9 protein-coding genes are annotated in these 13,598 nt (G+C 44.3%); 7 read left to right on the forward strand and 2 right to left on the reverse strand.

Annotated features, from left to right (window positions below; all coding sequences use genetic code 11):
* Nucleotides 1-22 precede the first annotated feature (22 nt).
* Nucleotides 23-3,883 (forward strand): PAS domain S-box protein, encoded by a 3,861-nt coding sequence (locus tag APA_RS13485; RefSeq protein ID WP_201322776.1) that lies wholly within the window; start codon nt 23-25, stop codon nt 3,881-3,883.
* Between the two features lie 63 nt (nt 3,884-3,946).
* Here the strand turns inward: APA_RS13485 and dusA are convergent, their stop codons facing one another.
* Complete coding sequence (gene dusA, locus APA_RS13490) at nt 3,947-4,966, reverse strand: tRNA dihydrouridine(20/20a) synthase DusA (RefSeq protein WP_201322777.1); 1,020 nt, start codon at nt 4,964-4,966, stop codon at nt 3,947-3,949.
* Between the two features lie 93 nt (nt 4,967-5,059).
* On the opposite strand from dusA, the gene purN reads away from it, so the two are divergent.
* The 3 genes from purN to APA_RS13505 all read left to right on the forward strand — a co-directional run bounded on the left by purN (nt 5,060) and on the right by APA_RS13505 (nt 11,006).
* On the forward strand, nt 5,060-5,680 hold the full coding sequence (gene purN / locus APA_RS13495) for a phosphoribosylglycinamide formyltransferase (protein WP_201322778.1): 621 nt from the start codon (nt 5,060-5,062) through the stop codon (nt 5,678-5,680).
* Nucleotides 5,681-5,801: 121 nt separating this feature from the next.
* Nucleotides 5,802-7,298: a UDP-N-acetylmuramoyl-L-alanyl-D-glutamate--2,6-diaminopimelate ligase gene (locus tag APA_RS13500; RefSeq protein WP_201322779.1), complete on the forward strand. Its 1,497-nt coding sequence runs from the start codon at nt 5,802-5,804 to the stop codon at nt 7,296-7,298.
* A 351-nt stretch (nt 7,299-7,649) separates the two neighbouring features.
* Entirely contained in the window at nt 7,650-11,006 is a 3,357-nt protein-coding gene (locus tag APA_RS13505) for a response regulator (RefSeq protein WP_201322780.1), read from the forward strand.
* 40 nt (nt 11,007-11,046) lie between these two features.
* On the opposite strand, the gene APA_RS13510 is transcribed toward APA_RS13505, so the two are convergent.
* Nucleotides 11,047-12,390 carry an IctB family putative bicarbonate transporter gene (locus APA_RS13510; RefSeq protein ID WP_201322781.1) on the reverse strand — a complete coding sequence of 448 codons (1,344 nt, stop codon included), beginning with the start codon at nt 12,388-12,390 and terminating at the stop codon, nt 11,047-11,049.
* A 107-nt stretch (nt 12,391-12,497) separates the two neighbouring features.
* Here APA_RS13510 and APA_RS13515 point away from each other — a divergent pair, with 107 nt between their 5' ends.
* The 3 genes from APA_RS13515 (at nt 12,498) to APA_RS13525 (ending at nt 13,475) form a co-directional block, all read left to right on the forward strand.
* Nucleotides 12,498-12,821, forward strand: coding sequence for a tetratricopeptide repeat protein (locus APA_RS13515; protein ID WP_201322782.1), 324 nt, complete (start codon nt 12,498-12,500; stop codon nt 12,819-12,821).
* A gap of 69 nt (nt 12,822-12,890) precedes the next feature.
* Complete coding sequence (locus APA_RS13520) at nt 12,891-13,139, forward strand: AbrB/MazE/SpoVT family DNA-binding domain-containing protein (protein WP_201322783.1); 249 nt, start codon at nt 12,891-12,893, stop codon at nt 13,137-13,139.
* Complete coding sequence (locus tag APA_RS13525) at nt 13,140-13,475, forward strand: type II toxin-antitoxin system PemK/MazF family toxin (RefSeq protein ID WP_201322784.1); 336 nt, start codon at nt 13,140-13,142, stop codon at nt 13,473-13,475. It abuts the gene before it with no gap.
* The last annotated feature ends 123 nt before the right edge of the window (nt 13,476-13,598 follow it).

Below are 13,598 nucleotides of genomic sequence, written 5' to 3' on the forward strand. Positions count from 1 at the left end.
AGCCCCGCAAGGTGATGAAACAATGAACAAAATGACAATCCTTTGCGTGGATGATGAACGCAACGTTTTACTCACCCTCAGAAATCAATTAATGAGGTATTTCCCTAACTATGCGATCGAAATCGCAGAAAGTGGCGAAGAAGCATTGACTTTGGTTGAAGATCTACTGTCCAATGGGATAGAAATCCCCCTAGTGATTGCCGATCAGATCATGCCAAATATGCAGGGAGATCAAGTCTTGATTGAACTTCATACTCGACATCCTGAGATCTTAAAAGTCATGCTGACTGGTCAAGCAAGCGCAGAGGCTATAGCCAATGTGGTCAATCGAGGTAATCTCTATCGCTTTATATCAAAACCTTGGAATGAAGTCGATCTCAAATTGACAGTAACAGAAGCTGTGCGGAGCTACGAACAAGAAAAGAAAATTGCCCAGCAGCAGGTATCTCTACATCAAGCTAACGATCAACTAGAGTTATTAAATGCCGACTTAGAAAACCTCGTGCTGCAACGAAACAGTCAGGTCTATTCACTACTGAATAACATTCCCCACATTGCTTGGCTAAAGGATCGAGATGGGCGATTTCTGGCAGTTAATGAGTCATTTGCCCAAGCCTGTGGTTATGATTCTTCACAATTAGTTGGACTGACCGATCTAGATGTTTGGGATCAAGAATTAGCTGAAACCTATCGCAGTGACGATTTTGAGGTAATGAGATCTGGTAAACAAAAACGGGTTGAGGAAAAACTAATTACATCTGATGGAAGCCCTCAATGGATTGAGACATTTAAAGCCCCAGTTTTTGGCGATCGCAACGAACCCATCGGAACAGCCGGAATTGCAATGGATATTAGCGATCGCAAACAGTCAGAACTGACCCTACAGAGTTTGATGGAAGGCACAGCTTCAGTAACTGGCGCAGACTTCTTTTTCTGTTTAGCAGAGAAAATTGCCATTGCTCTAGATGTATCTCATATCTGTATCAGCAAAAAGGTCGGGGAAAGGCTAGAAACATTAGCCGTCTATTATGACCAACAATTTCAGCCAAATGTAATCTATGAAATTGCGAATACCCCATGTGCTGAAGTAATCAAGCAGGGTATTTATTACTGTCTCAAAGGTGTTCAAGGCTGTTTCCCTCTAGATGAATTTCTTGTCCAAATCGAGTCTGAGAGTTATATGGGTCTTGCCATCAAAAATGAATTCAACGAAACGATTGGTGTTATTAATATTCTCAGTCGTAAGTCCATCGCCAACCCAAAACGCGCTGAGATATTACTAAAGATCTTTGCAGCAAGGGCTGGTGCTGAATTAGAAAGATTACAGACCCTAGAAAGCCTACAACAATTGAATTCAAGCCTAGAAATGCGGGTACAAGAGCGAACTCAAGCCCTGCAAGAATCTCGTAACATGTTACAATTGGTACTTGATACCATTCCCCAACGGGTTTTCTGGAAAGATCTACAGTCGCGTTTTTTAGGCTGTAACCCAGCGTTTGCCAATGACTATCAACTCACTGACGATCAAATTATCGGCAAAACTGATTTTGAGCTACCTTGGAGTGAGTGGGCTTCTCTCTATCGTGCTGATGACGCTATAGTCATGGAGACTAAAATCCCAAAATTGGACTATGAACAACCCACCAGCGATCTAAATGGGGAACAGACATGGATTCGTAGTAGCAAAATCCCTTTAACAAATACCCAAGGAGAGGTGATCGGGGTTCTCGGTTGTTACGACGATATTAGCGATCGCAAACGCTCAGAACAACAACTCCAGTCAGAGAGACTGCGTTTACAACTGGCTCTCGAAGTAATGGAGATGGGAACTTGGGAGTCTAACTTGGATACTGGGATCTGGTCAGCAAAGACAGAATCCATTTTTGGCTATGAGACTGGGACATTCTCTGGCGATCGCGAAGCCTTTTTAAAACTAGTTTATCTCGAAGATCAAGAACGAGTGTTTCAATCTCTCTACCATAGCTTTACTACACAGTCCCCATACAACATTGAATATCGTATTAACCGTAATAATGATGGAGAGATACGTTGGGTAGCAGTAAATGGAAAAGTTGTTGAAAACGAAGATGGGAATGGATTAAGAATTGTGGGTGTAGCTCGTGATATTACCGATCGTAAACAAGCTGAAATTGTCTTGAGACAATATAAACGGATGGTGGAGATCGCTCCAGTCGGCATGGCACTAGTTGACCAAGATTATACCTATCGCTTGGTAAATCAAACCTATTTACAGCACAATGAGCGGCAATTGGAGGAGATTGTTGGACAATCTATTCAAGATATCATGGGGAATGATACATTCCAAAACCTTGTCAGGCCAAGGTTTGATCGATGTCTTGCTGGTGAAACGATTGATTATGGGGATTGGTTCTATTTTAAGAAGGCAGGTAATCGATTTGTCAGTGCAACCTATTCTCCTTATTTTGAAGTCGATGGCACGATCACTGGTGTGGTGATCAGTAATCGAGATGTGACGGAGCGTCGAGAAGCAGAGATTTCACTGCAAGATAGTGAAGAACGGTTGCGTCTTGCCTTGACCGCAGCCAATCAAGGACTCTATGATCTTAATCCCCAATCGGGGGCAACCGTTGTCAGTCCAGAATATGCCACTATGTTAGGTTACAGCCCTGAGGAGTTACAAGAGAGTCGATCTAAGTGGATCGAACGACTCCATCCAGACGATCTGGCGACAGTTACAAAAACCTATCGAGATTATGTTAATAGGAAGCTTCATCATTACAAGGTAGAGTTTCGTCATCGCACTAAAAATGGCGACTGGAAATGGATTCTCTCCCTTGGGAAAATTGTGGAATGGGACGATAGTGGTCAGCCATTGCGAATGTTGGGAACGCATACTGATATAAGCGATCGCAAACGAGCCGAGCTAGAGCTTGATCAGCTTTTACAAGAACTATCTCAATTGAATAGCAAGCTAGAGAAAGCGAATCATCAACTCGAAGACTACTCTCAAACTCTTGAGCAGCGTGTCCAAGAACGCACTAATGAACTCAATAGTGCTCAAGAGCGGATTATTGCCCAAGAAAAGCTTGCCTCGTTAGGTACGCTTACCGCAGGAATCGCTCACGAGATGCGTAACCCTCTCAACTTTGTCAAAAACTATGCAGAAGGTTCCATAGATCTATCTCGAGAACTACTTGAGATTTTGCGACCGATTTTTTCTTCTCAAGAACCGCAAACAGCCTCCTCGATCGAAACTCTAATCATCGACTTACAGGAGAATGCCTCGACAATCCATCGACATAGCCTCCGAGCCGCAGAGATTATTGACAGTATGATGCAACATTCCCGTTGCGAACCTGCTTCAATGCAGCCCACAAGACTTAACAACTTGCTTGATGAAGCTGTGAAACTAGCCTGTCATAGCAAACGGGTACAAGATATTAACTTCAATGTCTCTATTCACACCAACTATGATCCAGAAGTGGATCTGGTTAACGTAATTTCTAATACCCTCATGCGAGCTTTCATTAATTTAATCGATAACGCCTATGATGCGATGCGCTCCAAGGAGATGCAGTTAAATGTAGATGATACACAGCCCAGCACATACATACCTAGCCTCACAGTTTCTACTCAACTGGTGGGAGAGAAAGTAGAAATCTGTATTCGTGATAATGGTTGTGGTCTTGCCCCTCAGATCCAATCTAAAATCCTTGATCCATTCTTTACAACTAAGCCTCCTGGGGCAGGAACTGGGCTGGGGCTTTCACTTACCCATGACATTATCGTTAAGCAACATCAAGGAACGTTGGTGATTAACAGCGAACTAAACGAGTTTACTGAGATTTTGATCGCAATTCCGCTTCACTTACCAAACATTCAAAGCTTTGCTCTGAAGTAAAACCCATATTTTTGTAAAAGCCATGCGAAGCATGGCTTTTACAAAAATATGGGTTTGCATTGGTCACAAACTGCTAACGGCGGCGATCGCTTCACGAATTACTTCGGAACCTGCGCCAGCAATACAAGATTTATCTGTAAGAATTCGCTTCCAGATCCGACTGCCAGCCTGACCGTGAAACAATTGCAGCATATGACGAGTAATTTTATGTAACCTCAATCCTTTAGCTGTCCATTGATCAATATATTCAATCATCGCTTCGGCAACCTCAACACGGCTACGAATAGGAGTTTCTTCACCAAAAAACTCGAGATCGCATATGGAAAACAAATAGGGATTGTCATAAGCCGCACGACCAATCATCACTGCATCGACATACTGCAACTGTTCATGGGCTTGCTCTAGGGTTGTAAATCCACCATTAATCTCAATAAATAAATAAGGGAATTCTTTCTTTAGTAGATGCACATCGGCATAGCGCAAAGGTGGAACTTCGCGATTGTCTTTGGGGCTTAGCCCCTGTAGCCATGCTTTCCTTGCATGAACTGAGAAGCGCTGACAACCTGCTTCTGACAGAATCCGTACAAAGTTTTGCATATCTTCGTAACGATCTAAATCATCGACTCCGATACGATGCTTGACTGATACAGGAATTTTGGCGGCGGCGATCATTGCTTCAATACATTTCGCCACGCGATCGGGGGTTTTCATCAAACAAGCACCAAAATGCCCACTCTGAACGCGATCGCTAGGACAGCCCACATTCAAATTAATTTCGTCATAACCCATCGATTCAGCAAGCCTCGCACATTCGGCGAGGTCTTGAGGATTGTCGCCGCCCACTTGTAAAGCGAGGGGATTTTCCATCGGAGAGAAGCCTAACAGGTAGTCTTTATCACCATGCTTAATCGCTGCACTGGTCACCATTTCTGTATATAGCAAAGTCCGCCTCGTGATTTGGCGCATGAAATAGCGATAATGGCGATCGGTGCGATCCATCATCGGCGCGATGCTAAGGGGATAGGTTTGGAGGCGATCGCTAGGTTCCTGTGTAGGAAGCAGTATTTCCGATAAACGAGTCATGGCAAAATCAGAGCTATATAGAGGCAGTGCTTCGCGCTGCCTCTATATAGTAAGCTTGTGACTGCGCTTTTTGTTTAGAGGTCTTGAAGATTCGTGAGTTCGCCAGTTCTGCCCGAAAGTCCATCTAGTTCCAATTCTGTTACGATTCTGGGCGTTCTCGCTTCGGGAAGTGGTAGCAATTTCGAGGCGATCGCCTTTGCGATCGAGAATGGAGAACTGCAAGCCAAAATCGCCTTAGTCATCTATAACGAACCTGATGCATTTGCAAAGCAACGTGCTGAAAAATTTGGCATCCCTGCAATTTTAGTCAATCATCGTGATTACAAGTCTCGCCAATCCCTTGATCGCGCCATCATCGATATTCTCAAGCAATATCATGTCGATTTGGTGATCATGGCAGGCTGGATGCGAATTGTCACCCAAGTTTTAATCGATGCTTTCCCAGAACGCATTCTGAATATTCATCCCAGCTTGCTACCAAGCTTCAAAGGTATTCATGCGATCGAGCAAGCCTTTAACTATGGGGTCAAGGTTACGGGCTGCACTGTACATTTACTCAGCCTCGAAGTCGATAGCGGTAAAATTCTCAAGCAAGCTGCTGTTCCCGTGCTTCCTGACGATACTCTAGAAGATCTCCAAAAGCGTATCCAAGTTCAAGAGCATATTATTTATCCTGAGGCGATCGCAGAATATAGTGATCGCCTCACTAAATAAACCCAAAAAGGAGAGGCGGCGCATCGCGCCGTCTCTCCTTTTTGGGTTTTATTTAGTTGTCACAAATCAAGATTTCGTGTCAGAATTCTGGGATATTTTGTGCTTGAAGGATCGAGAAATTATGCGTTTAGGACAATTGCTAGCGTTAGCAGGGTATCAAAATTCTCAGCCTGAACTAGATGGGCTAGAAATAAAGCGTGTAATTACAGATTCACGGGCTTGTCAAGCTGGGGACTTATTTATCGGGATGACGGGGACACAGGTGGATGGGGGCAAATTTGCACCACAGGCGATCGCACAGGGAGCGATCGCAGCCATCGTCTCCCGTGCAGCTTTTGGTGATTTATCTGAGCAAGATCAGGTAAAGGCGATCGCCGTTGACGATGTGGTTGTCGCTTGCAGCCAAATCGCAACAGCGTTTTATGACTATCCTGCTCAAAAACTGAAATTGGTAGGCGTGACAGGTACAAATGGCAAAACTACCACCACGCACTTGATCGAGTTTTTACTGCAAACCCAATATGCATCGGCTTTATTTGGGACACTTTATACCCGTTGGGCTGGCTATTCTAAGACGGCAAGCCATACCACGCCCTTTGCCGTGGACTTACAGGCGCAACTTGCCGATGCGATCGCCGCAGGTTGTGATGTGGGATTGATGGAGATTAGCTCCCATGCTTTAGACCAAAGGCGTGTATTGGGTTGCCCCTTCGAGGTGGCGGTATTTACCAATTTGACCCAAGATCACTTGGATTATCACAAAGACATCGAGACTTATTTTCAGGCAAAGGCTTTGCTATTTAGCGATATTTATTTGCAAGGTAGAGCGATTATCAATTTTGATGATGCCTTTGGACAGCGTTTGGAGCAAATGATCCGCGACAAACCAATCTGGACTTATAGCATTAGTAATTCCCAAGCCGATTTTTATACTGAAAACTTGACCTATTTGCCTAATGGCGCAACGGGAACATTACATACACCACAGGGAGCGATCGCTTTTACCTCACCGCTAGTAGGTCGGTTTAATGTCGAGAATATCTTGGCAGCGATCGCTACGGCTTTGCATATGGGGATGAGTCTTGCCGAAGTGGTCAGCCGCTTGCCAGAATTTAAAAACGTGCCTGGGCGCGTCGAACGTGTGCAAGTCAGCGACGATCAAGATGTGACGGTCGTGGTGGACTATGCTCACACCCCTGACAGTCTCGAAAACCTATTGAAAGCGATGCGTCCCTTTACCCAGCGTGAATTAATCTGTGTGTTTGGTTGTGGCGGCGATCGCGATCGCACTAAGCGTCCGTTAATGGGTGGGATTGCCGCCAGACTCGCTGATCGCGTTTATGTAACTTCTGACAATCCCCGTACTGAAGATCCCCAGCGAATTTTGGATGATGTCTTAGTTGGAGTCAAAGCTGATATCGGTGATAAGCCAATGACTATCGAAGGCGATCGACATAAATGCATCCAAACAGCCATTGCGAAAGCTCAATCAGGCGATACAATTCTGATCGCTGGAAAAGGTCATGAAGACTATCAAATCATTGGGCGAGAAAAAATCCATTTTGATGATCGCGAAGAGGCTCAATCAGCTTTAATCCTTCGCCACAACTTGGCTTAATAAAAACAAGAATCTATATGGCGAGCCTTGTTCGCAGCATAGATTCTTGTTTTTATTAGTTGTTGGTCACATGTGTAGGAAAGGTTAATTAAATGTAGGATGCGTTAGTGAAACGTAACGCATCAATTAGTTGTCAATGATGGGTTACGCTATCGCTAACCCATCCTACGTTTAATTCCAACAACTTACTTACTAGGCAAAAACACGTAAGGAGTATCGGTTATGATGCAAAAGGAAGTATATTCAGAACCAAGTCGCGCTTATCAATTTCAAGTTCATTCACATTAGTGTTCTCTGATACTTTAAATCCAGAGTGTTTCGGCATCAAAATTTTTAGGAAGAAGTAGCTCCATGGGTTCGCAAAATGCCCCCAAACCTAAGTTGCTAGTTATCGATGATGAACCCGATAACTTGGATTTACTATTTCGGACTTTTTATAGAGATTATCAAGTTTTGCGCGCCAATAGTGGCTTGGAAGCCCTAGAATTACTCGATCGCGAAGGGGAAGTCGCAGTAATTATCTCCGACCAAAGAATGCCGATCATGAGTGGAACCGAATTTTTGAGTCAAATGGCGGTTAAATATCCCGACACAATGAGGATTATTTTGACTGGCTATACCGATGTTGAGGATTTAGTTGAGGCGATTAACACTTGTAAGGTATTTAAATATGTCACTAAGCCTTGGGACGAAGTAGAACTCAGAAATGTAGTAAGCCAAGCCATTGATACTCACAATGTCCTGCGAAATCGAACTGCTGAGCTACGCCGCACCCTGCGCCAACAATCGCTCCTAAATGCGATCGCTTCATCAGTGGATAGTGCCGCACCATATCGAGAAATTATTGCCTCGATCGCAGAATCTATCGCCCGTAATTTTGATGTTTCAGGCAGCATCTTAAGGCTATCAGAAGCGAGAATACTTTCAGAAGACTATTTTGCCTATTGCAGTCAACCGATCACTATTTTGCCACAGCTATCGAAGATTCTCACCTTGCGATCGCAGGTTGTCGCAATTAGTAACATTGAAGACGATCAGCGTGTTTCTGAATCTGATAAGTCTATCTATGCTGATGCGAATATCAAATCAGTTCTATTTGTTCCCCTTGAAGTTCAGCAAGAATGCTTGGCTATGCTAGCCCTATATCATTGCGAAAGTCCACATTTATGGAGTAGCGATGAATTAGACTTAATTGAGTTAGCAGCCGATCAGGCTGCGATCGTCAGTTCTCGCGCCAGAGCCTACGATCGCATTCAGGAACTTGCGAAAAGAGAATCTTTACTAAATACGATAACGAGTACAATCCGCTCCAGCCTTGATCCTCAGAAGATTTTCGCCTCAATTACTCAGCAATTAGGTCAAGCCTTAAATTCTGAAAGCTGTGCTTTGTCTTTATGGACAGAAGAAGATCATTACTTGCGCTGTGTCGGCTTACATTTGCTCGATCCGAATGAAGTAATTCATGATCGGTCAAATCCGAACGAACCTGCATTACCACAATCGATTGCGAATATTTCGGTTAACCCAGTCTTTCAAGCTTTAATTGAATCCAAGCAACCCGTGGCAATCTCGGATTTACGTGAAAATCCAGAATGGAATATTGCCGATTTGCCATTACGTTCAATTGCCCGATCGCTGCTCATGGTTCCACTACTATCTGACGGCAAGATTATTGGCAGTATTTCCATGCGTCAAAACAGTCTGCCACGACAATGGCAACCTGAAGAAGTATCTCTGGTACAAGCCGTGGCAGCTCAAGCCGCCATCGCCGTACAGCAAGCTAATCTCTTTCAAAAAACTCGCCAACAAGCACAGCAACTTCTTGAACTTGATCGCCAAAAAACCGAATTCTTTCAAAATCTGTCCCATGAATTCCGCACCCCTCTCACCCTCACCATTGGCCCCTTAGAAGCCGCGATCGAGAAATCCCAATCGCTTCCACTTGAACAATCGGTGATTGCTTTACGCAATTGCCGTCGGTTGCTGCGTCTAGTCAATCAACTACTGGACATCCAACGTCTTGACGCTGGGAAAATGCAAGCTTGTTTCCATCCTTGCAATCTTGTCGAATTTACGAGCCAGACCATTGATGCTTTTCGTCCTTATTGCGATCGCAAAAATATTCATCTGTTTAGTGAGTTTAGCGAATGTCCAGAAATCTATCTAGACTTAGAGAAGTTTGACAAGGTGCTCTACAATCTGCTGTCTAATGCAATGAAATTCACGCCTAGCAACGGTAGCGTTACTATTAATATTTCTGCCGATCCGGATGGCAAACATTGTATTCTCAGCGTGCATGATACTGGAATAGGCATTCGTCAAGATCAAATTCCATTTCTATTTGATCGTTTTCGTCAAGCTGAAGGTTCTGTCAATCGTAGTTATGAAGGCAGTGGCTTAGGTTTATCGCTGGTCAAAGAATTGGTAAATCTGCACGGTGGAAACATTTCCGTTACCTCAGATTATGGCTATGGGACAACCTTTATGATCGCCATTCCCACAGGTAAAAAACATTTACCCGCCAATCAAGTTACCAACTTACCTGCGGATCTCCAAATATCGAGAGCATCAGTAGAACTTGCAGATCTAGAAACTGACTTGGGTTTAGAAGAAGATATTTTCATTACTGATAGTGAACATGAAGAATCTCCACTTACACCTACAGGTAAAATCTTAATCGTTGACGACAATCGCGATCTGCGGGGATATTTACGAAGGGTTCTCAATCAGGCTGGCTATAGTGTGATCTCGGCTCATAATGGCGCTCATGGCTATACTCAAGCTCAGGAATATCGCCCTGATCTAATCGTTACCGATTTGATGATGCCTCAAGTTTCAGGTTTAGACTTAATTGCCATGATTCGCCAAGATCCTCAATTATCGGGTATTCCGATGATTTTGCTGACTGCCAAAGCTAACGAAGAGACACGCATTGAAGGTACAGAGATGGGGGCTGATGCATACTTAGCCAAGCCTTTTAACGATCGCGAATTGTTAGCGGAAGTTCGCAATTTATTAGCCCTCAAGACCAATGAGCGGCGCGTTGCTCAACTCAATCTCTATTTAACCGAATCAGTTCTCAAGCGCTTTCTTCCCCCTAGCTTAGTTGCAAAAGCTGCTACAGGTGAACTCAGTCTCGATTTGCGTCCTGAGCCAAGGATGATCACAGTTCTATTTACGGATATTGTCGGCTTTACTTCCCTTGCCAATACCTTGCGATCGCGTCGTGTTGCCGAACTTCTCAATCAATATCTCGGTGCAATGACGGAAGCGATTTTTGCTAATGGTGGCACGGTCGATAAATTTATGGGCGATGGCATCATGGCTCTGTTTGGTGCGCCCGAAGATTGCAGTCCCAATGAACAAGTACGCCGCGCTGTTCAGACTGCGAAACATATGCAGCGATCGCTAGCTGTACTAAATGAGGAATGGGCTGCTCATGGCATTCCCAAGGTTAGATTTCGCTGTGGTATTCATCAAGGTACAGCCGTAGTTGGCATGTTTGGCAGTGCCGAGAGATCGGACTACACGGCGATCGGACCGACAGTAAATATTGCTGCACGTATCCAATCGGCGGCGGAACCTGATTGCATTCTCGTATCGGCGGCAGTTGCTGATTATCTTAATGATGAGGAACTTCGCAAGCGCGAACCTCTCAAGCTTAAAGGTGTTGATGAAACTGTGCTCACATTTTTTGTAGATAGTTAAGAAATTAGTAAGGTGGGCATTGCCCACCCTACGCTACTTTTTATGCTTCATTCCTGATTGGAGCAATATAGAAGCTGCTGCTGAGCGCGATCGCAAGCCACCAAAGTAATTGCACTTGAGGTCGATACCAAACCGTATCGACTAAGCCATGAACCATCATGCCCACGATTGTCGCGATCGCAGCGATAATCCATAAGCCACTAGCATCGCGATCTCTTCTTAAACGATTCAGTGCTATCCATGCTTGGCGAAAGATGGAGAGAATTAGCCAGCCATAGCAAATTACACCGATAATTCCTGTCTCAACGGTGATCTCTAATGGCACTGAATAAGTCCCCAGAGCGCTATAGCCCGATCTCTGATAGAGCGGATAAACTAGGTTAAAAGCTTTATTTCCAGGTCCAATCCCTAAAATCGGCTTGGCTTTGATCATATTTAATACAGCCTGCCAGACATTGACCCGAAAGGCGTTGCTGCTATCTTCAGTGCCAAAAATACTGCCAACCCGCTTACGCAATGTCGGGACGAGAATTGTTCCTAGGGCGATCGCACCCGCAGTTCCGCCAAAAGTAGCTGGCAAAGTCCAAGTCGGTAAACGCTTGCCCCACCAATACACTAATAGAAGCACTAGGGCAAAGCTTTCAGCCGCCAATCCCATTAGTCCGCCACGGCTTTGGGTCTGAGTAATGCAAAATGCGCCTAATATGGCAGCGATCGCGCCCAATATTTTCATTCCCCAACTGCGCCAATGAATCGCGGCGATCGCACCTAGGGGTAACGCTGGCACTAGATATCCAGCTAGCAGATTCGGATTGCCAAGAAAACTATAAACGCGCGTAGTTCCCGCCGTCTCGGAAGTAACATCAGTCCATGTAGCTAGTTCGGGTGCGCCGAGATACCATTGCTGCACTGCGTAGGCACAAACCACTAATGCGGTTACCAAATATGTACCTACTAAAACCGATCGCCAACCCAAGCGCATCATCCGACTCATTGATACGAAGGCAAGCATATAAATTGTCAGCTTGACCATGCCATCAAGTGCAGCTACTCGTACAGGTGAAATTAAAGTGGCAATAAGTGCGATCGCCCAATAACTGATCAGAGGCAAATGAATCGGTGTCCAAATTGGTACTGATTGATCCGCCTCATCCCGCCGATCGCTAAGCCACATCATCAACCATGCGATCGCTACAGCCGCCCCAATTACCCCAGTTTGAGCATTCTCTAGAAACGGTAAAGTGGCAATGAGGATAATTAACAAACCGCCCAAAAATTTCGCGCCGACCAAGCGACTACCTTCGCGCCAAGCCTGTAACGGGCTTATTAACTGCAAAAATTTACTGTAGACATGGATAAATGGTAGTTGGAGCTTGAGATTCATACAGGGAAAATTAACTGGTTATGGACAGCGCAAAAATATTAGGTCTAAGAGACCTTACACCTTGTATCTTAGAAGAAAAGCATCAGTAGTAATTATTTTTTAAAGCAATGACGGATAGACTTGACTCCGCAGAAGCCTACAACGATCGCGGTATGGAACGTGCCGAAAATGAAGATTTTGCAGGTGCAATCGCTGACTACACCGCCGCGATCGCCCTCGATCCCAACTATGCTGAGGCATACTACAATCGCGCCTACGATCGCTCTGAAATTGAGGACTATGCTGGTGCGATCGAGGATTATAACAAGGTGATCGAAATCGCTCCCGATGCTGCCCCTGCCTATTTTAATCGTGGCTTAGCCAAGGCAAAACTTGGTGATGCTGAAGGGGCAAATGCTGACTGTGAATATGCCAAAACTCTAGGATTATAGACAAAAATGTTTAGTATAGTTTTTAGGCTATACTTAGGCTATACTTCTTAAGCTTTGGACAGCAAAATTATGTTCGTTAGAGTACAGAAATGGGGAAACAGTCAAGGAATCAGATTGAGTAAAGAGATATTAAATCAAGCAAATATCTTGATTGGAGATGAGTTGGAGGTTATCAGTATAGAAGATCGATTGGTTATTAAGCCAGTTCGTAAAATTCGAGGGAAGTACAAAATCGAGGATTTAGTTGCCAAGTTGCCTCCTAACTATCAAGTCGAAGAGTTGGATTGGGGTAGCCCTGTAGGTATGGAAGTTTGGTAAATGTCTAACTACATTCCTAAAAAAGGTGATTTGATCATCATTACTTTTGATCCACAGTCAGGGCATGAACAGAAAGGTCGAAGACCTGCTTTAGTTGTGAGTAATAGCGTTTTTAATCAACATACTGGATTCGCAATTGTCTGCCCAGTTACAAATACATATCGTGATTCCCCATTTCATGTGTCGATCGACAATAGTAAAACGTTAACTGGTTATGTGATGGTAGAGCAAGTCAAGTCTATTGATTACCAATCGAGAAAAATAAAATGGATAGAGGCTGCTTCCAATGATTTACTTGCTGAAGTTTTGAGCATTTTAGATGCTTGTATTTATTGAGTTAGAATTAGGCTAAGTACCTCGGCATAATTAAAAACCAGAGCCAGAATCTGTACCGCCCGCTGCGCGGGCGGTACAGATTCTGGGGTTTTATATTTGATTATACCGAGGTACTTAGTATCA

This window comes from Pseudanabaena sp. lw0831 (assembly GCF_016584665.1).
In the GTDB taxonomy this organism is placed as follows: Bacteria; Cyanobacteriota; Cyanobacteriia; order Pseudanabaenales; family Pseudanabaenaceae; genus Pseudanabaena.

Bases quoted from the DNA above. Each gene is read 5' to 3' on its own strand.
- dusA (WP_201322777.1), bottom strand. From the start codon at position 4,966: ATGACTCGTTTATCGGAAATACTGCTTCCTACACAGGAACCTAGCGAT.
- APA_RS13505 (WP_201322780.1), top strand. From the start codon at position 7,650: ATGGGTTCGCAAAATGCCCCCAAACCTAAGTTGCTAGTTATCGATGAT.
- APA_RS13500 (WP_201322779.1), top strand. From the start codon at position 5,802: ATGCGTTTAGGACAATTGCTAGCGTTAGCAGGGTATCAAAATTCTCAG.
- APA_RS13485 (WP_201322776.1), top strand. From the start codon at position 23: ATGAACAAAATGACAATCCTTTGCGTGGATGATGAACGCAACGTTTTA.
- APA_RS13520 (WP_201322783.1), top strand. From the start codon at position 12,891: ATGTTCGTTAGAGTACAGAAATGGGGAAACAGTCAAGGAATCAGATTG.
- APA_RS13525 (WP_201322784.1), top strand. From the start codon at position 13,140: ATGTCTAACTACATTCCTAAAAAAGGTGATTTGATCATCATTACTTTT.
- APA_RS13515 (WP_201322782.1), top strand. From the start codon at position 12,498: ATGACGGATAGACTTGACTCCGCAGAAGCCTACAACGATCGCGGTATG.
- APA_RS13510 (WP_201322781.1), bottom strand. From the start codon at position 12,390: ATGAATCTCAAGCTCCAACTACCATTTATCCATGTCTACAGTAAATTT.